At 28.3% G+C, this 22,185-nt stretch carries 23 protein-coding genes and 1 pseudogene; 17 read left to right on the forward strand and 7 right to left on the reverse strand.

Translation table 11 applies throughout. The features are described from left to right. Positions 1-117: 117 nt before the first annotated feature. The 4 genes and pseudogenes from whiA to ACRCZX_RS08565 form a co-directional block, all read left to right on the forward strand. A pseudogene (gene whiA, locus ACRCZX_RS08550) lies at positions 118-432 on the forward strand (DNA-binding protein WhiA); the annotation flags it as partial. 10 nt (positions 433-442) lie between these two features. Continuing rightward, positions 443-1,402 carry a bifunctional riboflavin kinase/FAD synthetase gene (locus ACRCZX_RS08555; RefSeq protein WP_438582510.1) on the forward strand — a complete coding sequence of 320 codons (960 nt, stop codon included), beginning with the start codon at positions 443-445 and terminating at the stop codon, positions 1,400-1,402. Then, the gene (locus ACRCZX_RS08560) at positions 1,377-2,069 is read left to right on the forward strand and encodes a segregation and condensation protein A (RefSeq protein ID WP_438582511.1); all 693 of its coding nucleotides are present in this window, start codon (positions 1,377-1,379) and stop codon (positions 2,067-2,069) included. The genes ACRCZX_RS08555 and ACRCZX_RS08560 overlap by 26 nt, the downstream gene beginning before the upstream one ends. Continuing rightward, entirely contained in the window at positions 2,059-3,600 is a 1,542-nt protein-coding gene (locus tag ACRCZX_RS08565; RefSeq protein WP_438582512.1) for an Eco57I restriction-modification methylase domain-containing protein, read from the forward strand. The genes ACRCZX_RS08560 and ACRCZX_RS08565 overlap by 11 nt, the downstream gene beginning before the upstream one ends. A gap of 20 nt (positions 3,601-3,620) precedes the next feature. On the opposite strand, the gene ptsG is transcribed toward ACRCZX_RS08565, so the two are convergent. After that, positions 3,621-5,093: a glucose-specific PTS transporter subunit IIBC gene (ptsG, locus tag ACRCZX_RS08570; protein ID WP_438582513.1), complete on the reverse strand. Its 1,473-nt coding sequence runs from the start codon at positions 5,091-5,093 to the stop codon at positions 3,621-3,623. A 166-nt stretch (positions 5,094-5,259) separates the two neighbouring features. On the opposite strand from ptsG, the gene ACRCZX_RS08575 reads away from it, so the two are divergent. Both ACRCZX_RS08575 and ACRCZX_RS08580 read left to right on the forward strand, forming a co-directional pair. Further along, positions 5,260-6,327 carry a helix-turn-helix domain-containing protein gene (locus ACRCZX_RS08575; protein WP_438582514.1) on the forward strand — a complete coding sequence of 356 codons (1,068 nt, stop codon included), beginning with the start codon at positions 5,260-5,262 and terminating at the stop codon, positions 6,325-6,327. 12 nt (positions 6,328-6,339) lie between these two features. After that, a complete protein-coding gene (locus ACRCZX_RS08580) occupies positions 6,340-7,083 on the forward strand; it encodes a DUF368 domain-containing protein (RefSeq protein WP_438582515.1) in 744 nt (247 codons plus the stop codon). Positions 7,084-7,118: 35 nt separating this feature from the next. On the opposite strand, the gene tpx is transcribed toward ACRCZX_RS08580, so the two are convergent. Together tpx and ACRCZX_RS08590 are read right to left on the reverse strand one after the other, a co-directional pair. Beyond that, positions 7,119-7,625 (reverse strand): thiol peroxidase, encoded by a 507-nt coding sequence (tpx, locus tag ACRCZX_RS08585; protein ID WP_438582516.1) that lies wholly within the window; start codon positions 7,623-7,625, stop codon positions 7,119-7,121. A 36-nt stretch (positions 7,626-7,661) separates the two neighbouring features. Then, positions 7,662-8,687, reverse strand: coding sequence for an alpha-hydroxy-acid oxidizing protein (locus tag ACRCZX_RS08590; protein ID WP_438582517.1), 1,026 nt, complete (start codon positions 8,685-8,687; stop codon positions 7,662-7,664). Between the two features lie 146 nt (positions 8,688-8,833). Between ACRCZX_RS08590 and ACRCZX_RS08595 the strand changes: the two genes are divergently transcribed. Continuing rightward, a complete protein-coding gene (locus ACRCZX_RS08595) occupies positions 8,834-9,814 on the forward strand; it encodes a YhdH/YhfP family quinone oxidoreductase (RefSeq protein WP_438582518.1) in 981 nt (326 codons plus the stop codon). 45 nt (positions 9,815-9,859) lie between these two features. Here ACRCZX_RS08595 and dtd read toward each other — a convergent pair whose 3' ends face one another. Further along, positions 9,860-10,312 carry a D-aminoacyl-tRNA deacylase gene (gene dtd / locus ACRCZX_RS08600; RefSeq protein WP_438582519.1) on the reverse strand — a complete coding sequence of 151 codons (453 nt, stop codon included), beginning with the start codon at positions 10,310-10,312 and terminating at the stop codon, positions 9,860-9,862. A gap of 97 nt (positions 10,313-10,409) precedes the next feature. Between dtd and ACRCZX_RS08605 the strand changes: the two genes are divergently transcribed. Next, a complete protein-coding gene (locus tag ACRCZX_RS08605; RefSeq protein ID WP_438582520.1) occupies positions 10,410-11,918 on the forward strand; it encodes a nicotinate phosphoribosyltransferase in 1,509 nt (502 codons plus the stop codon). A gap of 34 nt (positions 11,919-11,952) precedes the next feature. On the opposite strand, the gene mgsA is transcribed toward ACRCZX_RS08605, so the two are convergent. Further along, complete coding sequence (mgsA, locus tag ACRCZX_RS08610) at positions 11,953-12,321, reverse strand: methylglyoxal synthase (protein WP_438582521.1); 369 nt, start codon at positions 12,319-12,321, stop codon at positions 11,953-11,955. A gap of 68 nt (positions 12,322-12,389) precedes the next feature. Here mgsA and ACRCZX_RS08615 point away from each other — a divergent pair, with 68 nt between their 5' ends. The 8 genes from ACRCZX_RS08615 (at position 12,390) to ACRCZX_RS08650 (ending at position 19,409) form a co-directional block, all read left to right on the forward strand. After that, entirely contained in the window at positions 12,390-13,289 is a 900-nt protein-coding gene (locus ACRCZX_RS08615) for a phosphatidylserine decarboxylase (RefSeq protein ID WP_438582522.1), read from the forward strand. Positions 13,290-13,297: 8 nt separating this feature from the next. Next, positions 13,298-13,696, forward strand: a complete 399-nt coding sequence (locus ACRCZX_RS08620; protein WP_438582523.1) for a NusG domain II-containing protein — start codon at positions 13,298-13,300, stop codon at positions 13,694-13,696. 32 nt (positions 13,697-13,728) lie between these two features. Beyond that, on the forward strand, positions 13,729-14,814 hold the full coding sequence (locus ACRCZX_RS08625) for an AI-2E family transporter (protein WP_438582524.1): 1,086 nt from the start codon (positions 13,729-13,731) through the stop codon (positions 14,812-14,814). Then, entirely contained in the window at positions 14,811-15,944 is a 1,134-nt protein-coding gene (locus ACRCZX_RS08630; RefSeq protein ID WP_438582525.1) for a THUMP domain-containing class I SAM-dependent RNA methyltransferase, read from the forward strand. The genes ACRCZX_RS08625 and ACRCZX_RS08630 overlap by 4 nt, the downstream gene beginning before the upstream one ends. Beyond that, positions 15,944-17,176, forward strand: coding sequence for an NAD(P)/FAD-dependent oxidoreductase (locus ACRCZX_RS08635; RefSeq protein ID WP_438582526.1), 1,233 nt, complete (start codon positions 15,944-15,946; stop codon positions 17,174-17,176). The genes ACRCZX_RS08630 and ACRCZX_RS08635 overlap by 1 nt, the downstream gene beginning before the upstream one ends. Further along, entirely contained in the window at positions 17,177-17,830 is a 654-nt protein-coding gene (locus tag ACRCZX_RS08640) for a hypothetical protein (RefSeq protein ID WP_438582527.1), read from the forward strand. It begins immediately after the preceding gene. Between the two features lie 126 nt (positions 17,831-17,956). After that, positions 17,957-18,499 carry a peptidylprolyl isomerase gene (locus tag ACRCZX_RS08645; protein WP_438582554.1) on the forward strand — a complete coding sequence of 181 codons (543 nt, stop codon included), beginning with the start codon at positions 17,957-17,959 and terminating at the stop codon, positions 18,497-18,499. A 22-nt stretch (positions 18,500-18,521) separates the two neighbouring features. Further along, a complete protein-coding gene (locus ACRCZX_RS08650; protein ID WP_438582528.1) occupies positions 18,522-19,409 on the forward strand; it encodes an aldose 1-epimerase family protein in 888 nt (295 codons plus the stop codon). 74 nt (positions 19,410-19,483) lie between these two features. On the opposite strand, the gene ACRCZX_RS08655 is transcribed toward ACRCZX_RS08650, so the two are convergent. Beyond that, a complete protein-coding gene (locus ACRCZX_RS08655) occupies positions 19,484-20,497 on the reverse strand; it encodes a molybdopterin-binding protein (RefSeq protein ID WP_438582529.1) in 1,014 nt (337 codons plus the stop codon). A 10-nt stretch (positions 20,498-20,507) separates the two neighbouring features. Continuing rightward, the gene (locus ACRCZX_RS08660; protein WP_438582530.1) at positions 20,508-21,284 is read right to left on the reverse strand and encodes a YlmH/Sll1252 family protein; all 777 of its coding nucleotides are present in this window, start codon (positions 21,282-21,284) and stop codon (positions 20,508-20,510) included. Positions 21,285-21,390: 106 nt separating this feature from the next. Between ACRCZX_RS08660 and pssA the strand changes: the two genes are divergently transcribed. Beyond that, positions 21,391-22,101 (forward strand): CDP-diacylglycerol--serine O-phosphatidyltransferase, encoded by a 711-nt coding sequence (gene pssA, locus ACRCZX_RS08665; protein ID WP_438582531.1) that lies wholly within the window; start codon positions 21,391-21,393, stop codon positions 22,099-22,101. The last annotated feature ends 84 nt before the right edge of the window (positions 22,102-22,185 follow it).

Raw genomic sequence — 22,185 nt, forward strand, 5'->3', positions numbered from 1 at the left:
CATGATAATAAGTGGTGGACGGATAGCCCCAAGTCAATAATTTTAAGATTGTTTTAATTTGAAATTATGATGGAGCGCCGTGTGCGGTGAAAGTCGCATGCACGGTGTGGAGCAGGGGAAAAGGTGGAGATAATGTCAAAACCTTACCTATTGCTATTCAGAGAGATGAATTGGGAAGTTGCAAATGAAACAAAAACTCTAGATACAGCTAGAAAGCAGATAAAGATGATAAATGTAATTGGTAAAATGATGGGTTTAAATAACCTGACTCCTGTTTTAGAAGAGATTGCATTTTTAAGACTAGAAAATCCAGAAGCATCTTTACAGGAATTAGGAGAGATGATTGGAATATCTAAGTCAGGCATTAGAAACAGATTTAGAAGATTAGAAGATACACACAACGAACTTGTAGAAAAAGAAAGAGAAGCATAAGGGGCGTGGGATGAAGATAATAGATGATATTTTATTAACTAAAGAGAAGTTTGAAAATATTTGCGTGGCTATAGGAGCTTTTGATGGAATTCATCTAGGGCATAGAGAACTTATATCTGAAGCTGTAAAAAAAGCTAAAAAAATAGGGGGTAAATCAGTTGTGTTTACTTTTTTGAATCATCCAATGGAGATAACAGCTAATTTAAAAGCTCCTAAATTGATTAGTTCTTTAGAAGAGAAAATACATATAGTAGAATCATTAAATGTAGATTATTTAATCCTTCAACCTTTTACAAAAGAGTTTTCAAGTATGACTCCTGATAGATTTGTTCAAGAAGTTTTGAAGAATATTTTAAAAACGAAAGAAATTTATGTAGGATTTAATTTTTCATTTGGAAAAGATGGGAAAGGAAGTATTCAAAGTTTAAAAGAATTAGGAAAAAAATTAGATATCAATACAAATATAATAGATCCAATAAAACTTGAAGATAAAGTAATAAGTTCTACATTTATAAGAAAAATGCTTATATTGGGGAATTTAGATATAGCAAATAGGTGTTTAGGACAACCTTTCTTGATAATTGGAGAAGTAGTTCACGGAAGAAAACTTGGAAGACTTATGGGGTTTCCAACAGCTAATTTGAAAATTTTAAATAAAGTTTATCCTCCATTTGGAATATATGGTGGTAAGGTAAGAGTGGAAGATGAAAATCATTATAGAGATGCAGTTATAAATATAGGTAAAAATCCAACTCTAAAACCTGATGAAAGAAGCATAGAAGTACATATATTAGATTTTGATAAAGATATATATGGAAAGAAAATTTATGTTTCTTTAGTTCAGTTTTTAAGAGATGAAAAAAAATTTAATTCAATGGATGAATTGAAAGAAACAATAAAAAAAGATGTTCTTAATTGGAGAGCTAAGGTTAGGGTAATAGATAATGGAGATAGTATTAAAGATAGATAATTTTGAGGGTCCTTTAGATCTTCTGTTACATCTTGTAGAAAAGAAAAAAATGAAAATATCGGAAATTAAAATTTCACAAATTATAGATGAATACCTTCAGTTTATTCAAAAAGCACAAACTGATAATCTGGGCATAAAAGTTGAATTTTTAGAAATTGCATCAGAGCTCCTAGAGATAAAGGCAGTATCTATTTTAAATGTAAATAAAGAAGAAGAAAAAGAGAAAGATTTAAAAAGAAGATTAGAAGATTATAAAATATTTAAAGAAGTTGCTTCTGTGATATCAACTATAGAGTGTGAATATAATATAGCTTATACAAGAGGAGAGGGAAGAAAGATAACTAAAAATATTCCAAACGAGTTTGATTTAACAACATTAAAGCTTCAAGATGTATTTAATAGTTATGTTAAATATCTTCCTAAAGATGAAGAATTTTTAGAAATTGAAATTGAAAAAAGATATTCGTTAAAAGAAGAGATGGATAGAATAAAAGTTGTTTTGTATTCAACGGAAAAAACAATAGTTGAACTGTTTATGAGAGCAGAAAATAGAACTCATTTGGTGTATATATTTTTGGCAATTTTAGATTTGTATAGAGATGGCTTTATATTAATAGAGCCTGCTGGAAATTTAAAGCTTTTAGGGAGGGGAGTCATTGGAATATAATTATAAAATATATACTCCAGAAAAGTATGCAATTAGTTTAGGAAAAACAGCTTTAAACAAATATCTAGAAAATAATTCTAAAGAAGAAATTTTGAATCTTAAAATAATAGATATATCTTGTGGTTCTGGTAATTTATTACTGGCATTATTAGAAGAATTATTAAAGATTTCGAAAGAAGTATTTGGTGAATATATATATAGTGAAGGTTGGCTAACAGGATATGATATAGATTCAAAAGCACTAGAAACTTTAAAAAAGAGAGCAGCTACTCTCTTTTTTAAATATGATATAGAAGGTGTTCTTAATTTAAAAGAGTGTGATTCGCTATATGAAGATATAAATGGAAAATATGATATAGTTATTGGAAACCCTCCATATTTAGGAGAAAAAAATCATAAAGAAATTTTTCAAACAATAAAAGAAACAGATTTTGGAAAGAAGTATTATAAGCCTAAAATGGATTATTTTTATTTTTTTATTGAAAAAGGAATGGATATATTGAAAGAAGGTGGAATACTTGCTTATTTAACTACAAACTATTGGTTAAAAGCTGATAGTGCAGAAGGGCTAAGAAATAAGTTAAAGGCAGAAGGAGAATTTTTTAGAATAGAGAATTATAATCATTCAATTTTTAAAAATGCAATTGGTCAGCATAATGTTTTGTTTTATTGGCAAAAATGTAAAAATAAAAATATTGTCTCTATAAAAGATGATGATTTAGAATATTTAATTGAACAAGAAAATATATTTACAAAAGAACACAACAATATAGCACTAATACCACCTTTTTGTAAAAAAAGCATAGAAAAAATTAGAGAAAAAAGTAACTCAATACTAGGAGAATTAGTTAATGTTAATCAAGGTATAGTAAGTGGAGCAGATAAAGTTTTTGTATTTGAAAGTTACAGAGAGGAATTCAAAGAATATTTAAGACCATTCTATAAGAATAAAGACATTGGGAAATATGAAGTATCTAAAACTCCCCCTTTTTGGATAATATACTTAAATGGAAAATCAAAAATTGATGAAAACTTAATGAATTATTTATTAGAATATAAAAACAAACTTTCTTTAAGAAGAGAAGTTATGAAAAATAGAATTAATTGGTGGGAATTACAATGGGCGAGAGACGAGGAAATATTTCTAAAACCTAAAATAGTAGTAAGACAGCGTTGTAAAACTAATAATTTCGGATATACAGAAAGACCTTTTTACAGTAGTGCTGATGTCTATTATTTAACAGCAAAAATAGAAACGATAAATCTTTTTTATATTTTGGGTTATTTAAATTCAAAAGTATTTTTTCATTGGTTTAATTATATAGGAAAAAAGAAAGGTAAAAACTTAGAGTTTTATTCAACACCGTTAAAAGAATGTCCTCTCTATTATCCAGAAAATCGAAATGAAATAGAATATTTGGTAAGTTTAGTAAAACAACAATTGAAAACTTATGATGATAAAACTCAAGATGAAATAGATAAGTATTTTAGTACTGTTATGGATATAAATATAGAGGAGGAGCTCGTTTAAGCTCCTCCTCTGTATTTATATTAGATTGATTTTATATCATTAGCAATAAATTGTGCTTTTGCACCAAAAATTGCTTGAACTCCATTTTTTCCAACTTTTAAAACTCCAGAAGCACCTAATCTCTTTAACTCAGCATCATTAACAATTGAAGAATCTTTTACTTCAAGTCTTAATCTTGTGATACAAGCATCAACAGAAATTACATTTTCTTTACCACCAAGAGCCGTTAAAACTAAAGCAGCTAATTCACTTCCTTCAGCTTTAGGTTGATCATCAGTAATCATGTCTTCTCTACCAGGAGTCATTAAGTTAAACTTTCTAATAAAGAATCTGAATCCGAAGTAATAGATAACAGCTAAACCAGCACCAACAACTATAACCATAGGCCAGTTAGTTTTAAATCCTTCAGTTCCAGGTAAAACACCAAACATAATATAATCTAAAACTCCACCAGAGAATGTCATACCAATTCTAACTTGGAATATATTCATTAACATGAATGATAAACCAGCGAATAAACAGTGAATTCCATAAAGAATAGGTGCAACAAAGATAAATGAGAACTCTAAAGGTTCAGTTATTCCTGTTAAGAATGAAGTAAGAGCAGCAGATAATAAAAGTCCAGCTACCATTTTTTTATTTTCTGATTTAGCTTCATGATACATAGCAAGAGCAGCAGCAGGTAATCCAAACATCATGAATGGGAACTTACCAGTCATAAATTTAGCAGCTCCAGAATAAGTATCTGAATTGAATGATTTCACTCCGTCTTTAAACATTGCAAACCAGATTGCTTGGTCACCATTAACAACTTGTCCTGCAGCATTAGTATATTCACCAAATTGGAACCAGAATGGTGAGTAGAAAATGTGATGTAATCCAAATGGGATTAATGCTCTTTCTGTAATACCAAATAATAAAGTAGAAATATTAGTGTTAGTTTCGTTAGCTAAGAAAGAAAGTTGAGCAAGTCCAGCTTGAACTGGTTGCCAAATATATGGCATTGCTAAACCTACTAAGAATGCAACAATAGCAGTCATAATAGGAACAAGTCTTTTTCCAGCAAAGAATCCTAAAAAAGCAGGCAATTCTGTTTTATAGAATTTTTTATAACAAACTGCAGCGATTATACCAGCTATTAATCCACCAAAAACTCCAGTTTGAAGAGTCGGAATTCCTAGAACTTCAGCAAAACGTGGATCATGAGCAGCTAAACCAGCAGCGGCATTTGTAAGATTTCCCATAGTTGTATTCATAATTAAAAGAGCAACAATAGCAGCAAGTGCAGCAATTCCATCTCCACCAACAAGACCGATGGCAGCTCCAACAGCAAATAGTAATGGTAAGTTACCAAAGATAACTCCTCCAGCTTGTTCCATTAAAGGGAACCCTAATTTGTTTCCAGCAGCAAGGAAAATTCCAGCGGCAGGTAAAATTGCAACTGGTGTCATCAATGCTTTACCGATTTTTTGAACTTCAGCAAATATTTTCATAAACCCTCCATAATAAAATATAGTAATAAAAAATAGTTTCTTCACTAAGAGAATACATTTTATTCTAAAAAAAGTCAAGGAAATTATCGAAATAAATGAGCCTTTTTTTTACGCATTATTTGTGTTATAATTTAACAAAAAACTTTAAAAGGGGGTGAGTTATTCTTTGGAGAAAGATAAAAAAGATAAAAAAGATAAAAAATATAACATAATAGAACCTTTTCTTAATAGAGAAAAAAAGCTTCGGGATATAGAAAAAGAAAGTAATATATCCTATGCAACTCTAAAAAGATGGGTTAGTCAATATAAAGAGTCAGGAGAGAATGGCCTTATAAAAAAAACACGAGTGGATAAAAATACTTTTAAAAAAGTAAACAAAGACACACTACAATATTTAAAAGAACTCTATAATGATTATAATAATTTACCAATAACAAAACTATATGAAAAAGCGAAAACAACGACATTATCGTATAATAATATGATAAGTTATCCAACTTTTTTTAGAATAGTTAATAATTTAGATGAAAGTATAAAACTTGGAGCAATAAAATCACTAAAAAAAGATAAAATTTTTGAATATGGAATTATTCAAAAAATACTACCATTACCTTTTTTTAATAATAAAAATGAAATTTTTTATTTAACTATATTTTATAATAAAGAAAATTATAAAATTATAAATTTTTTATTTGAAGAAAAAAAAAGAAACTTAAAAAAATTATTTAATTTTATAAGAGAAAGTATTATAATAGAAGGAGAATACCCTAGGAATATATCTTTAGATAATAATGTAGAAGGAGTATCAAAAAATTTATTAAAAGAAATTTACTTTAAAACAAAAATTGATTTAATACAAGAGGAGTTAGATCAAAATATATTAGATTTTTTAAAATATATTGAAATTGATGTATTAAAAGAATTTCAATACAAGAAACCAAAAACAAAAATTGAAGTATCTATATTTTTAAAAAGATATTTTTTTATAGATGAAAATAGAGGTGAAAGTTTAAATGCAGATAATTTAAATAAACTTTTATATTTCATTTCTAAATATAAAAGAAAGATTTATAAAAATGGAGTAATAGTAAAGAATAATCAGTATAATAATTCAATTTTAAAAGACTATGAAAGTTATATAGCAGATGTTTTTTATAATGAGTTTCAAAAAAATTTTGTAGAGATATATATAAATGGGGATTTTTTAGTTGCTGCAGAGTTGATAAAAGAATAATAGGAGAAAGTTATGTTAATTAATTTTTTAAAAGGAATTGTGATTGGAGTTGCAAATGTTTTACCAGGAGTTTCAGGAGGGACATTAGCTGTAGTATTAAATGTTTATGACCAGTTAACAGAAGCTGTAGGAAATTTCTTAACAGCACCAGTGAAAAAAAAAATAGAGTATGCTAAATTTTTATCTCAAATAGGAGCAGGAGCAGTAATAGGTATATTATCTTTTGCAGGGATTATATCTAAAGTTTTTGAATTATATCCAAAAGGAACAACGATAGGATTTTTATTTTTAATAATACCTTCAATTCCAGTAATATTAAAAGGAGAAAAATTTTTTAAAAGAAATAATTTAATAGCTTTTTCATCAGGAGTTACTTTTACAGTGTTATTTATGTTTTTAACCAAAATATTAGCAGGAGAAGAAATAGTTAGAACTTCAGAAATGGTATTTACACTTGGATATGGTGCAAAATTATTTTTTTGTGGTCTGATTGCTGCAGGAGCCATGGTAATTCCAGGTATTTCAGGATCATTACTTTTAATAGTGTTGGGTGAGTATTACAATATCTTAAGTTATATTAAAGGATTTACAATAATTCCTTTAATATTTTTTTCAGCAGGCACAGGAATAGGTTTAGTTGTAGTTTCAAAAGCTATAAATATAGTCTTAAATAAATATAGAAGCTATACACTTAACTTTATAGTAGGAGTTATAATAGTTTCTTTAATTGAAATATTACAAACTTTATTCATATAAAAAAATTACCCCTAAAAAATTTAGGGGTAATTTTTTTATAATTTTTTTAAAGCGTCAATTGCTAAATCATATTTAGGTTCGTCAGTAATCTCTTTTAAATATTCTGTATACGCAATTTTTCCATCTTTATCAATTATGATAACAGCTCTAGAAACTAAAGCTAACTCTTTTATATATAATCCATAGTTATGTGAAAACTCTCTATCTTTGTAATCAGATGTAGTTATAGCATTTTTTATGTCTTTAGCACCACAGAATCTACTTAAAGCAAAAGGTAAATCCATTGATACTGTTAAAATAACAACATTTTCTAATTTGGCAGCTTCTTTGTTAAATCTTATTGTTTGTAATTCACAAACAGAAGTGTCAACAGATGGCATAGCAGAAATAACGATTGTTTTTCCTTTTAATTCTGCTAAAGAAAGAGGTGATAAATCAGTTTTACTAACAGTAAAGTTAGGAGCTAAATCTCCAACTAAAATCTCTTTTCCAACTAATGTTAACGGACTTCCAGCAAACGTAATAACATTTTTTCTTTCCATAAAATAAACCTCCATAACTCTTTTTATAAATTATACCTATTTAGTGTATAAAATGCAAGATAATTTTTTAGAATCTTTAACATCTTTAGCTCCAGTAAGAATCATACTTTGAAAAAGCTGATTTTTAAGAGTGTCTAAAGTAATTTTTACTCCCTCTTGTCTACCACCAATAGATCCCCAAATAATGGGTCTACCAATTAAAACAGCTTTAGCCCCAAGAGCTAAATATTTTAAAATATCAACACCTTCCCTAATACCACCGTCAGCTAAAATTATAATTTTATCTCCAACTGCTTCTGAGATATCTTTTAGAACTTCAGCAGGGGCGTAAGTTTCATTTAAGCATCTTCCACCATGATTTGAAACAACAATTGCTGATGCACCAGCATCAACACAAAGTTTAGCTTCATCCACACTTAAAACACCTTTTATAATAAAAGGTAATTTTGTTGAAGAGATAATTTCTTTTAAGTCATCTAAAGATTTAGGACCGACAGGTTGATTAAAAAGTTTCATAGTAACTAAACCAGCACCATCTACATCAACTCCAACAGCTATTGCACCCGCAGCTTCGGCAATTTTAATTCGTTTTATTATTTCAAAGTTTTCTCGTGGTTTTATAATTGCAATTCCTTTTCCATTTGCAGATTTAATAGCTTCTATTCCAGCACTAAAACATTTTGGATCACCAGTATCACCAATCATAGCAATAGTTCCAGCTTCAATAGCTCCTAAAACAACATCATTTGAATATTCAGAATCGTTTACATATCCACCCATATTAAATTGAGTTCCTGTGATGGGAGCGACAAAAGCAGGAAAAGACAACTCTTCACCAAATAGATTACAATTCAAATTTGGTTCATAAACGCTGTGTAGAGTTCTCAAAGTAACTTTAACCTCTTTAAGTTTTTCGTATGTTCTTTGAAAACTTCCACCAGTACCAGCTCCACCCATTCCAGGAACTTTACCAGCACACCAACGGCCATTACACTCTGAGCATAGTATACAAATATTTTTCATTCTTTCCTTTGCATTTTTTCTAATTTCTTTAATTTCCACAGTTAGACCTACCTTTGTATTTAAATATTTTGAATTAAAATAATTATATGCTTTTTTGAACTCAGAAACAAGAAAAAAATAATTGACATTAACCTTAGGGTAAATGGTATAGTATAAAATATAAAGAAAAGTATGGAGGGAAAAATATGAAATTCAAATCATTTTTAGTAACAGAGAAAGATGGGAAATTTAATAGAAGTATAATTGAAAAAGATGTTGTAGATTTACCAGAATATGAAGTTTTAATAAAAGTTGAATATAGTTCTTTAAATTATAAGGATGCATTATCTTCTTCTGGAAATAGAGGAGTTACAAAAAACTATCCTCATACACCAGGAATAGATGCAGCAGGAGTTGTTGTTGAAAGTAAAAATTTAAGTTTTAAACCTGGAGATAAAGTTATTGTTACAGGATTTGATTTTGGAATGAATACATCTGGCGGATACCAAGAGTATATAAAGGTTCCTGCGGCATGGGTTATAAAATTACCAGAAAAGATGACATTAAAAGAAAGTATGATTTACGGAACAGCGGGTTTAACTGCAGCTATTTCAGTTTATAAGCTAGTTGTAAAAGGCTTGGTTAAACCAGAGGACGGAGAGATTTTAGTTACTGGATCAACTGGTGGAGTTGGATCTGTTGCAATTAAAATACTTAAAAAGTTAGGTTATGATGTTGTAGCAATTACAGGAAAATCAGAAGATAAATATTTGATAAAAATAGGAGCAAAAAGAGTTATAAAAAGAGAGGAATTTAATGATACTTCAAGACCGATGTTAAGAGGAGTTTATGCAGGTGCTATAGATACAGTTGGCGGAAATATTTTATCAACAGTAATAAAATCATTGAAGTATAACGGGGTAGTAACAGCTTGTGGAAATGCAGCAGGAGCTTCATTTGAGTCTTCAGTATTTCCGTTTATATTAAGAGGAATTACTCTTTATGGAGTTGATTCTGTTGAGATTACTCTAGAAGAAAGAGAAATTCTATGGAGAAAATTAGCTGAAGAATGGAAAATTGAAAATATAGACGAGATTGTAACTGAAATAAATTTAGATGGTCTTAATCAAAAAATAGAAAATGTTTTATTAGGAACAAACATAGGAAGAGTAATAGTAAAAATATAAAAAAATAACAAAAAAAGTGAAGATGTTTTGTCTTCACTTTTTTTGTTATTTTTTAAGATCTACAGTATCAATTATTAAAGTTACAGGTCCATCATTTAATAACTCAACTTTCATATCAGCACCGAAAATTCCAGCTTCAGTTTTAAATCCTAAATCATTACATTTTTTTAAAAACTTTTCATAAAGTACGGTTGCAACATCTGGTTTAGCAGCATCTATAAATGCAGGACGACGTCCTTTAATACAATTTCCATAAAGAGTAAATTGTGATATAACAAGAAGTTCACCTTCAACATCTTTTAATCCTAAATTCATTTTATCATCAGCATCATTAAAAACTCTTAAATCTGTAATTTTCTTAGCTAACCATTCAACATCTTTTTCAGTATCAGAATGAGTAACACCTAATAAAATTAGAAATCCATGGTTTATTTTTCCAACAATTTCATTATCTACACTAACACTTGCATGTTTAACTCTTTGTATAACGGCTCTCATGAAGCCCCCCTTTTGTATTTTTATTGGTAATTATATCATAAAAATGATATAATTATGAAGAAAAAATTAAAAATAAACAATTTAAAAAGAGGTAAAAATGGGGAGAGAAAGAATTTTAACAGATTTTGCAAAGGTTATCAATTCAGATAGATATCAATATACTGAGAGTGATATATTTTTAATGGAGAATATGCAAGAAAAAGAAGCTGTATTTGATATGTATTTTAGAAAAACAGAAGATGGTGGATTTGCAGTTGTTTCAGGAGTTCAAGAAGTTATTGAATTAATTAACATTTTAAACAAAACAAGTGAAGAAGAAAAAAGAGAGTATTTTTCTAAAATAATAGAAGAAGAACATCTTTTAGAATACCTTGTTAAAATGAAATTTACAGGTAATCTATATGCCATGAGAGATGGGGAGATTGTATATCCAAATGAGCCGATAATTACAATTAAAGCACCGTTAATTGAAGCGAAAATTTTAGAAACACCGATTCTAAATTTAATGAATATGCAACTAGCAATTGCTACAAAAGCATCAAGAGTAACAAGAGCTGCATATCCTATACCAGTAACATCTTTCGGAAGCAGAAGAGCTCATGGGTTTGATAGTGCTGTAGCGGGAACGAAAGCTTCAATTATAGGTGGATGTTTATCACATTCAAATATGATGACAGAGTATAAATATGGAATTCCGAGTGTAGGAACAATGGCTCATTCGTATATTCAAGCTTTTGGAGTAGGATCAATAGCAGAAAAAGAAGCATTTGATATATTTATTAAACATAGACGTGAGAGAAAAGCAAATACATTAATTTTATTAATAGATACCTATAATACTTTAGGAATAGGTTTGAAAAATGCAATTCAAAGTTTTAAAGATAATGCAATAGATGATTCGTATCCAGGGAATTATGGAATAAGAATTGATTCTGGAGATTTAGCATATTTATCAAAAAAATGTAGAAAAGCTTTAGATGCAGCAGGGTTTAAAAAAGCAAAAATATTTTTAACAAACTCATTAAATGAGTCTTTAATAAAATCTTTAAAAGAACAAGAAGCAGCAGTCGATATTTTTGGTGTTGGAGATGCAATAGCTGTAAGTAAATCAAATCCATGTTTTGGAGGAGTTTATAAAATTGTACAAATAGAAAAAAAACCAGTCATAAAACTTTCAGAAGATGTAATAAAAATATCAAATCCTGGATTTAAAGAAGTTTATAGAATATATGACGAAGAAGGGTTCGCTTATGCAGATTTGCTAACACTTGTAGAAAATGATATTGATAAAGAAAAGTTATTAAATGTAGAAAATATACTTATAAGAGATGAAAAATATGAATTTAAAACAAGTTTATTAGTAACAGGAAAATATAGTTATAGAAAAATAACTAATGAGTTTGTAAAAAATGGAGTTATAAAAGAAGAAGCTTTAACATTGCAAAATGTTATGGGTTCGAGACAATATTATTTAGATTCTTTGGCGAAGGTTTCAGATGAAAGAAAAAGGTTGGAAAATCCACACCAATATAAAGTTGATTTATCAAAAGATCTTTTAGAATTGAAATATAATTTGATAAAAGAGATAAAAAGTCAAATAGTTTAATAATAGGCTGGCATAAGTCAGCCTATTATTGTGATTATTTATTTAATCCTAAAATCAAAAGTTCTGCTGTAGCTAAATTTGTTGCAATGGGAACTTTGTGAACATCTGCAATTCTTATAAGAGCTGTAATATCAGGTTCGTGGGGCTGAGAAGTTAATGGATCTCTAAAAAATAAAATAGCTGCAATATTATCAACAGCAACTTCTGCTCCTATTTGTTGATCACCACCAATAGGTCCAGATTTAAAGCGAAAAATTTCTAAATTAGTAGCCTCCATGATTCTAAGGCCAGTTGTACCAGTTGAAACAAGTGGGTATTTTGCAAGAATATGCTCATGTCTTTGTGCAAAACTAACAATTTCGGGCTTCATATTATCATGAGCGATTAATGCTATTTTTTTCATTGTAACCTCCAGAATTTTTACTATATGTATTATACAACAAAACATCAAGATATAAAAGGAGTAAGTGTATGAAATTTGATAAAATTAATTATATTGAGAGAAAAAACGGAGAATTAAAGACAGAAAAACCTCCTGGAGAAGTTTTTTTAAAGTTTTTATATTATAATCCATTAGGAAAATTACCTTTGAATTTAGTTGTTAGAAAAAAGTTTTTAACAGATTATTATGGAAAAAAGATGTCTGAATTAGTATCGAAAAATAAAATAAAGCCATTTGTTCAAGAAAATAATATAGACATGAATGAATCTAAAAAAAAAATAGAAGAATTTACATCGTTTAATGACTTTTTTATAAGAGAACTAAAAGCTGATGCTAGAAAAATTGATATTAATAAAAATTCATTTGTTTCACCAGCGGATGGAAAAATTTTAGTTTTTGATAATTTAAAAGACACAACTAAATTTTTTTTAAAAGGAGATGAATTCACATTAGAAGAATTTTTAATGGATGAAGAAGACGCTAAAAAGTTTATAGGAGGAACATTTCTTGTAATTAGATTAGCACCAGTTGATTATCATAGATTTCATTTTCCAGCAGATGGATATATAAGTAAATCTAAGTTGATAGATGGTTATTATTATTCAGTTTCTCCTTATGCAATTAAGAAAAACTTTAGAGTTTATTGTGAAAACAAAAGAGAGGTTTCAATTCTTAAAACAGAAGATTTTGGAGATGTTGTTTTAAGTGAAGTTGGAGCAACTATGGTTGGAGGAATAAAGCAAACTTATAAAGCTGATACTTTTGTAAAAAAAGGAGATGAAAAAGGGTACTTCTTTTTTGGTGGATCATCTTGTGTTTTATTATTTCAAAAGAATAAAATAAAATTTGATATAGATATTTTAGAAAATAGTAAAAAAGGAATAGAAACTAAAGTTTATATGGGTGAAAAAATAGGAGAACCAAAGTAGGTGAATTTGTGAAAAAACAAAAGCGATATTTTAGAAAAGGTGATATACTAATCTATATTGTTTTAATAGGAATGTTTTCTGTTTTGGGGTATAAAATCACAAAATTCAAAACAGTAGACGCTGCGACTGCTGAAATATATGTAAATAATGAACTGAAGTACGTTTATCCTTTACAAGTTGACGAAAAAGATTTTTTTGTTCCAACAGATATTGGGGGGGTTAATATAAAAATTAAAGATAAGAAAATAAGGGTTACAACATCAAACTCTCCCTTAAAGTTAAATGTAAAACAAGGATGGATAAATGAACCAGGAGAGGTTATAATTGGTGTTCCAGATAAACTTATAGTGAAAGTAGTTGGGAAAGTCAGTGATAATTTAGATGATGTAGACTTTATAATAAAATAGTTAATTTTAAAATTAATGGAGATGAAAAAATAATGAAAAAAGAGCATATACATATTTTTATTATAGGTTTTATATTAGTATTACTACAAACTTTTTTTCAGTATAATAGCTCTTTTGGATTGATTGTAAATGAATTAGTAAGTTCAATCAAGCCATTTATATATGCTATATTTATAGCTATATTGGTAAGTCCATTAGTTAAAGTATTTGAAAATAAACTCAAATTAAAAAGAGCTTGGTCTATTTTATTGAGTTTAATAATAGTTTTTACGGTTATAATTGGCTTGATTCTAATAGTAATACCGAATATAATAACTAGTATTTCTGATTTAGCAGAAAAGTTTCCAACTATGGTTAGTAGTTTAACTTCAAATACAGAACACTTGTTAGTTTTTTTAAAATCTAAAAATCTTCTTTTTTTTAACCCAGCAGAGATTGAAGAAAATCTAGTAAAATTTATAAAAACTAATTTAGGAAACTTCAAAAATTTAGCGTTTGATTTAGGAGCAGGAGTATTAAAAAGTCTAGTGGGTATATTAAATTTCTTCATAGGAGTATTTATATCGCTATATCTAATGTATAGTAAAGAATATTTTATGAAGTTTTTAGAAAATATATTTTTACTTTTTACAACAAAAGAAAACTCTGAATATGGAGTTAATTTTATAAGAAGAGTAAATGATGTATTTTTAAAATATATACTCGGGAGAGTTTTAACTTCAGCTGTTGTAGGATTGATAGTATTCTTAGTTTTGTTTATAGCTAAAGTTCCATATGCACTATTAAGTGGAGTTATGGTAGGAGTTGGCAATATGATTCCTTATGTAGGTTCAATAGTTGCAGGAGCAATAGCTACATTTTTAATATTATTAGCAGCGCCGTTTAAAGTTGTATATCTATTTGCAGCTATATCACTAGGGCAAGCAGTAGACGGTTTTGTAATAGGGCCTAAAATAATGCAGCAGTCAGTTGGAATGAGTAGTTTTTGGACTATTATTGCAGTCATGGTATGCGGAAGTTTTTTTGGTCCTCTTGGAATGTTTTTAGGAGTTCCAATATTTGTAGTTATAAAATTTATATATTTAGATTGTTTAAAAAAAAGGAGAGCGAATAAATGAAAAAATACAGATTAATAGCATCAGCAACAATGGGATTAGAGAGTGTTGTAAAAGATGAATGTAGTGCATTAGGATTTGAAAATATTGAAACTTTTAATGGTAGAGTTGAATTTGACGGAGACGAAAAAGATATAGTAGAAGCTAATTTACATTTAAGATGTGCAGATAGAGTTTTTATAAAAATGGGAGAATTTAAAGCTCTGACATTTGATAGTTTATTTGAAAATATCAAGAGATTACCATGGGAGAATATAATATCAGTAGATGGAGAGTTTCCAATAAGTTGGGTAAGTTCAGTAAAATGTAAATTATTCTCAAAATCAGATATTCAAAGAATAGTAAAAAAATCAATAGTTGAAAGACTTAGAGTAGCTTACCAAACAGATAGCCTTGTAGAAACTGCGGGAGCTTATAGAGTTAAAATACAAGCACATAATGATATATTCTTAGTTATGATTGATACAAGTGGAGAAGGATTACATAAAAGAGGTTATAGAAACTTAATAAACGAAGCTCCTTTAAAAGAAACTATGGCAGCTGCATTAGTGCTGTTAAGCCGTTGGAAAGGTGGAGATAGACCTCTTTTAGATCCAATGTGTGGAACAGGAACTATTGCAATTGAAGGTGCTATGATAGCTAGAAATATCGCTCCAGGAGTAAATAGAAACTTTGCATCAGAAAAATGGCCAATTATTGAAGAACAATTATGGGTTGATTTAAGAGATGAAGCTTTTTCTAGAGAAGATTATGATAAAGAAGTAAAAATATATGCTTCTGATATAGATGAAGAAACATTGATGGTTGCTAAATTAAATGCAATAAAAGCTGGAGTAGATGAAGAGATAGAGTTTAAATGTATGAACTTTTTAGAATTAGAAAACGATATTGAAAAAGGGTGTATAATAACAAATCCTCCTTATGGAGATCGTCTTTTAGATGAAGATGCAGTTGAAAGATTATATGGGCTAATGGGAGATATATTCTTAATGAGATATCCAAAATGGTCTTACTATATAATAACATCATTTGAAACATTTGAAAAAGCTTTTGGAAGAAAAGCCACAAAAAATAGAAAACTATACAACGGTGGAATAAAGTGTCATTACTACCAATATTATGGAGCTAGATAATGAATAGTTTTGATTTGATAGTAGTTGGTGGAGGTCCTGCTGGAATTTTCACAGCTATTACAGCAGCAGAAAACAATTTAAAAGTAGCTTTATTAGAAAAAAACAAACGTATTGGAAATAAAATATTAATTGCAGGTAGTGGAAAGTGTAATCTAACTCATACAGGTGCAACAAAAGAATTTTTAGAAAAGTATGGAGCGAATGGTAAATTTTTAAAAGAATCTTTAAATAAATATTCACCAGAAAAATTTATAGAATTTTTTAAAAAGAATGGATTACCTTTAATCTTAGTTGAAGAAAGTGGAAAGTATTTTCCAGAAACATTTAGTTCTTTAGATGTTGTAAACCTTTTAAAATTGAAGTTAGAAAAATTAAAGGTTACAATAGTTCATAATGTAAAAATTGAAAATATTTCTAAAGATGGCGATGAATTCATAATAAATACAGAGAACGAAACTTATATATGTGATAAAGTAGCTATAGCTACAGGTGGAAAATCATATCCTGGAGTTGGAACAACAGGAGACGGATATATAATGGCAAAAGAGTTAGGACATAAAATAGTTCCTCCAGCACCAGCTTTAGCACCTATCTTTGTAAAAGATTATATGTTTGAGGAGTTATCAGGAATAAGTTTCCAAGATACTAAAATTACTATTTGGAAAGATAATAAAAAAGTGATTCAAAATAAAGGAGCAGTTTTATTAACTCATACAAACTTTAGTGGTCCAGGTATTCTAGATAATTCTAGATATATAGAGAATGGTTCTAGTTTAGAAATAAATTATATAGGTAAAGATTATGAATTCTTAAATAGAGAAATTATAGATGAAATGAATTTAGATGGAAAAAAAACAGTAAAAAAAGTATTGGGACAATACTTTTTACCTGAAAGATTTATCAGAAGAATTTTAACTGCAGCAGAAGTAGCAGAAGATTTAAAACTAGCTCAATTATCAAAAGAAAAGAGAGAAATATTAGTTAAACTTTTAACATCTAATAAGATGGAAATATCAAAGGTAGGAAGTTTTGAAACAGCTATGGTAACTAAAGGTGGAGTAGCTCTTGAAGAAGTTAATTCTAAAACAATGGAGTCCAAAAAAGTTCCAGGTTTATATCTAGTTGGAGAAATACTTGATGTAGACGGTGATACAGGTGGATACAATATTCAAGCAGCATGTTCTATGGGAGTTTTAGCTGGAAAATCTATGAAAAGAGGAAAGGAAAAATAGATGGAAAAGGAAAAATTTAGAGCATATGCACAAGAAGTTATTTTAACAGTTCTAAAAATAACATCAGCACAAATAGATAAATTAAAAGAGTTGGGAGATCTTTCGGGAGTTGAACTTTTAGAAGAAAAAGTAATAACATCATATGAAAGAATATATGGAGCACTTTTAGAAATGAAAGTTGAGAATATGTCTGAAGATGAATTTGTAGCTTTTCAAAATATGCTAGAAGAAATAAGAGAAAAAAATAAGCTGTCAGTAGAAAAAATTGAAAAAGATATTTCTAGAAGAGAATTACTTAAAAATAATTCAGGAGCATCAGTTGTAAAAAAATTCTTTAAATACAATTTAAATAGAATTTTAGATAAAAAGGAAAAAATATTAGAAATATATAATGTTTTAGCGGCTGAAGAACAAAATTTAGAAAATTTATTAAAAGATACTATACAAGAAGAGGAACAATTTGATATAATCTATAAGCTACAACCGATTAGAGAGAAACTTAGAGAAATAGAAGAAAAATATCTATTAATAGAAAAAGATATGAATCAACTAAAAAGAAAGTTTGAATCAAAATGGCCTTATGAAATTTATGGGGTCATTTCAGAGGAAGAACTTTTAGAAACATATAAAGAAGCTTTTAAAATGGAGGACTAGGTAGGAATGGAAAAAGGATTCAGACAGATTTTAATTTTATTGGCAGTATTTATTGTATTTTTTCTTTCGAAAAAGATGTTTGCAAAACCAAAAATTATATTAGGAAAAAATATGGAGGTAAAAATTATGAACAAAGTTAAATTAAACGCTAAAATAGTTACAAAAAGAGGTGAAATAAACTTAGTTCTTTTCCCTGAAGTAGCTCCAGTAACAGTTTTAAACTTCGCTCATTTAGCTATGAGAGAATATTACAACGGAATTAAGTTCCATAGAGTACTTGAAGACTTTATGATTCAAGGAGGAGACCCTACAGGAACTGGTGCAGGTGGACCAGGATACAACTTTATAGATGAATTCCAAGAAGGTGTAGTTTTTGATAAAAAAGGAGTCTTAGCAATGGCTAATGCAGGACCAGATACAAATGGTTCTCAATTCTTCATTACACATGTAGAAACTCCATGGTTAAACTATAAGCATACAATATTTGGAGAAGTTGTTTCTGAAGCAGATCAAAAAGTTGTAGACGCTGTAAAACAAGGAGATGTTATTGAGAGAATAGAAATTACTGGAGATGTAGTTGAATTCTTGAAGAACGAGGAGAATGCAGAATTTACATCTAACATGGATGAAATTTTAGATTCTCAATTTCCAAATTTAGTTCAATACTAATTTTACACAGGGGGATAATCTCATGATAAAAATAGAAAATAAAAAGTTAGTTATACTTATAAATAAATTTGGTGCTGAACTTAAAAGTATAAAAAATAAAAGTAATGATATTGAATATATTTGGCCAGGAAAAGAAGGTAGCTTTAAGAAAAGTGCACCTAATCTATTTCCATTTATAGGAAATATTGTAACTGGAAAAATTGATTATACTTTAGGTAAAGATGAAAGAGTTACTCTTCCAATGACAAAGCATGGTTTTGCAAGAGATGTAAATTTTGAAATTTTAGAACAAACTGAAACTACTGTGAAATTTGAATTGAAACCAAGTGCATTTATAGAGAAAATGTATCCTTATAACTTTTCTTTAATAGTTGAATATGTATTGGAAGATGATATTTTACATCATAACTATATAGTTAAAAACAATGGAGTTATTGAGATGTATTATCATATAGGAGGACATACAGCTTTTTATTGCAACTATAATGGAGATAAGAATTTTGAAAATTATTATTTAGAATTTTCAAATAAAGAGTGTGATTTATACAAAATAGATGAAAAAAACAATAGTTTTTTATCATCTAATACAGAAAAATACACTTTCTCTCAAAAGTTTATATTATCAAAAGAAAAATTCCAAAAAGATGCTTTAGTATTTGAAGGATTAGAGAACGATAAAATAAATATAAAGCATCTAAATTCAACTCATGGAGTAGAATTTGGATTCGAAAATTTATCAACTCTTACAATCTGGACTAGTACTGATTCAAGTGAGTTTATATGTTTAGAGCCTTGGGCTGGAATAACAGATTTTACAGAGAACTCTAATACAGTAGAAAGTAAAAGAAATATTCAGAAATTAAATTCAAATGAACATAAAAAATATTCTCAAACAATAAGAGTTTATTAAAAAAAGAGACTTTAGTAAAAGGTTTTTTAACCTTTGCTAGAGTCTCTTTTCCTATATATATTTGATTTGATGTATTACTTTCCAAATGAACAATGTGGGAAAGAACATGTTGGACAGTCTAAACAAAGACCACCATGTCCACATTTAGAAATATCTGAAAAAGATATTTTTTCATCTGCTAAAATACGCGGTAAAATCAAGTCAAAAGCAGTTCTTTTTGAATGCATTACACAACCAGGAAGCCCTAAAATAGATTTGTTTTTATAATAAGCAAGTAATAGCATAGCTCCAGGAAGAACAGGAGAACCATAAGTAATCAACTCTCCACCCATTTCTTTTATTGCAAGAGGTGTTCTATCATCAGGGTCAACTGACATTCCTCCTGTGCACAAGATAACTTCAGCATCACTTTTTAAAGCTTCATTAATTTTTTCTTTTATCATCTCTTTGTCATCTGAAGAGAAAGTATGATAAACAATTTCACAACCGTATTCTTTTACTTTGTTGCTTAAAATAGGTCCAAATTTATCTTTGATACGACCATAAAAAACTTCGTTTCCAGTTGTAATAATTGCAATTTTTTTTGGTTTTATAGGTAAAATTTTAATTATTTCTTTTATAGAAATGCGCTCCATTTCTAAAATTTTGTCTTCTTTTATAATAAGTGGTATAACTCTTGTTCCAGCAACTTTAGTTCCTTTTTTTATAGGAGTATTGTTGTGTAAAGTTGCAACGATAATTTCTCTTAGACTATTTATTTTAAAGAGTTCATCAACATCAACTTTCAAAAGACCATCTTGAGCAGCAATAAAATCTATTTTCCCTTCTTTAATGCTAGAAAATTCTAAGCCAGAACCAGCAATATGATTTTTTATTCTAATTGCAGCATCATTTTCGTGAAGAGTTCCCTCTTTATGTTCCCAAACAAAAAGATTGTCTTTTCCTAATTTTAAAAGTTCAGGGATGTCTTCTTCTATAATGATATGTCCTTTTTTAAAAGCGACACCTTTGAATTCACCTGGAACAATTTTTGTAATATCGTGGCATAAAATCATTCCTATAGCATCTATAGTTTTGACAGTTTTCATAAAACCCTCCTTAAATATATTGTTTTATTAATATTTTAAATTTACCTTTTTTATTTTCTCCTAGAGTTTTATATAGGATAAATTTACCTTTTTTTCTAATTGTAATAACAGAACCTATCTCTACAATTTTACTTTTACTTTTTTCAACTGTATAATTAACCATAATATCACCACTTTCAATTAGATTTACTGAGATAGTTCTAGAAAAATTAGATATAGAAGATATAATAGAATCTAACCTAAAAGAGGATATTGTTTCTGAAAAATCTTTAAATTGAGGTTCAGGTATTTCATTAGGAGAAATATCTAAAATTTTTATAGGGATAGTATTGATCTGTTGAAGAGAAGTTTTGATAATGTTGTATGTACTAGTTAAAGCAATACAAAAACCGATATTATCTTTAACTAATATATCTCCTAAAGTCTCTCTTTTTAAACCTAAGCTCATGATAGAGCCTAAAAAATCTTTGTGTTGTAATTCTTTAAATTTATTAAAAGCATCAATTTTAAAAAAAGTAATTGGTGATTCCAATAAATTTGAATCGAAATTTTTTGGAGTGAAAACGATAAGCTGTTTTTCACTTAATGATGTTAAGCCATATTTAAAAACACTCAAATCAATACTTTCGCAAAGATTGGTTAATTTCAACCAAATTTGAGGTGTTAAAAAACAGTTTCCATAAACGGGGTATTCAATCTCTAAACAAAGAGATATATCTTCAAAGATTGAAGCTATTAAAAATTCATCTTCGTTTTTAAAAAAATTTAAAAAGTTTTTTCTATTCATAGTTTCTCTCTTTCGTTCAAATATTTGAAAAGTATAGATAAGTTGATTTTATCCTATATTTATGATAAAATCAAATAGATTTGTAAAAATAGGGAGATGGTTGAAAATGGTAGAAAGAAAGTATATTGCACCTAATGCAATTACAGCAGCGAATATGTTTTTAGGTTATCTTAGTATTACGGCTTCAATAGCGGGGGATTTTTCAAAAGCTATTTGGTTTATAATATTAGCGATGATATGTGATGGTCTAGATGGCCAGACAGCAAGAAAACTAGATGCATTTAGTGAATTTGGGAAAGAGTTTGACTCTTTTTGTGATGCAATATCTTTTGGATTAGCGCCTGGAATATTAGTTTATTCAGTATTAAAAAGTACAGATAGTATGAAATCTTTTGTAATTCCGGTTTCTTTTATTTATGCACTTTGTGGAGTTATGAGGTTAGTAAAGTTTAATATAGTGACAACAGCATCAAGTGAAAAAGATGATTTCAGTGGAATGCCAATCCCATCAGGAGCATCTGTAGTATGTTCATATCTTTTATTTGTAGAAACATTGAGAAATAGTACAGGTATTGATCTATTTTCAGTCGAGGCATTTGTAGGAATTACTTTATTAGCTGCAATATTAATGGTAAGTACAATTCCATTTAAAACACCTGATAAAGTATTTAAATTTATTCCTAAAAAACTTTTATTACCGTTTATAATTTTAGTATTAGCAACATTAAAATATAGTATGTTTATAATTACTTGTTATTACATATTAGTAAATTTAACAAAATTTTTCTCAGAGAGATCAAAAGAAGAACTTGAATAGAAAAAATGTTAGTGATACCCGATAAAGTCCAAAAAACTATTGGAAAATCGGGTATTTTATTTGAATAGTTATATAATTATATGG

It is taken from the genome of Cetobacterium sp. (assembly GCF_051658645.1).
In the GTDB taxonomy this organism is placed as follows: domain Bacteria; phylum Fusobacteriota; class Fusobacteriia; order Fusobacteriales; family Fusobacteriaceae; genus Cetobacterium_A.

What these genes read in the sequence shown, in the direction of transcription:
- ACRCZX_RS08555 (WP_438582510.1), top strand. Translation starts at nt 443, where the DNA reads ATGAAGATAATAGATGATATTTTATTAACTAAAGAGAAGTTTGAAAAT.
- ACRCZX_RS08560 (WP_438582511.1), top strand. Translation starts at nt 1,377, where the DNA reads ATGGAGATAGTATTAAAGATAGATAATTTTGAGGGTCCTTTAGATCTT.
- ptsG (WP_438582513.1), bottom strand. Translation starts at nt 5,093, where the DNA reads ATGAAAATATTTGCTGAAGTTCAAAAAATCGGTAAAGCATTGATGACA.
- ACRCZX_RS08580 (WP_438582515.1), top strand. Translation starts at nt 6,340, where the DNA reads ATGTTAATTAATTTTTTAAAAGGAATTGTGATTGGAGTTGCAAATGTT.
- tpx (WP_438582516.1), bottom strand. Translation starts at nt 7,625, where the DNA reads ATGGAAAGAAAAAATGTTATTACGTTTGCTGGAAGTCCGTTAACATTA.
- ACRCZX_RS08595 (WP_438582518.1), top strand. Translation starts at nt 8,834, where the DNA reads ATGAAATTCAAATCATTTTTAGTAACAGAGAAAGATGGGAAATTTAAT.
- dtd (WP_438582519.1), bottom strand. Translation starts at nt 10,312, where the DNA reads ATGAGAGCCGTTATACAAAGAGTTAAACATGCAAGTGTTAGTGTAGAT.
- ACRCZX_RS08605 (WP_438582520.1), top strand. Translation starts at nt 10,410, where the DNA reads ATGGGGAGAGAAAGAATTTTAACAGATTTTGCAAAGGTTATCAATTCA.
- mgsA (WP_438582521.1), bottom strand. Translation starts at nt 12,321, where the DNA reads ATGAAAAAAATAGCATTAATCGCTCATGATAATATGAAGCCCGAAATT.
- ACRCZX_RS08615 (WP_438582522.1), top strand. Translation starts at nt 12,390, where the DNA reads ATGAAATTTGATAAAATTAATTATATTGAGAGAAAAAACGGAGAATTA.
- ACRCZX_RS08625 (WP_438582524.1), top strand. Translation starts at nt 13,729, where the DNA reads ATGAAAAAAGAGCATATACATATTTTTATTATAGGTTTTATATTAGTA.
- ACRCZX_RS08630 (WP_438582525.1), top strand. Translation starts at nt 14,811, where the DNA reads ATGAAAAAATACAGATTAATAGCATCAGCAACAATGGGATTAGAGAGT.
- ACRCZX_RS08635 (WP_438582526.1), top strand. Translation starts at nt 15,944, where the DNA reads ATGAATAGTTTTGATTTGATAGTAGTTGGTGGAGGTCCTGCTGGAATT.
- ACRCZX_RS08640 (WP_438582527.1), top strand. Translation starts at nt 17,177, where the DNA reads ATGGAAAAGGAAAAATTTAGAGCATATGCACAAGAAGTTATTTTAACA.
- ACRCZX_RS08645 (WP_438582554.1), top strand. Translation starts at nt 17,957, where the DNA reads ATGAACAAAGTTAAATTAAACGCTAAAATAGTTACAAAAAGAGGTGAA.
- ACRCZX_RS08650 (WP_438582528.1), top strand. Translation starts at nt 18,522, where the DNA reads ATGATAAAAATAGAAAATAAAAAGTTAGTTATACTTATAAATAAATTT.
- ACRCZX_RS08655 (WP_438582529.1), bottom strand. Translation starts at nt 20,497, where the DNA reads ATGAAAACTGTCAAAACTATAGATGCTATAGGAATGATTTTATGCCAC.
- ACRCZX_RS08660 (WP_438582530.1), bottom strand. Translation starts at nt 21,284, where the DNA reads ATGAATAGAAAAAACTTTTTAAATTTTTTTAAAAACGAAGATGAATTT.
- pssA (WP_438582531.1), top strand. Translation starts at nt 21,391, where the DNA reads ATGGTAGAAAGAAAGTATATTGCACCTAATGCAATTACAGCAGCGAAT.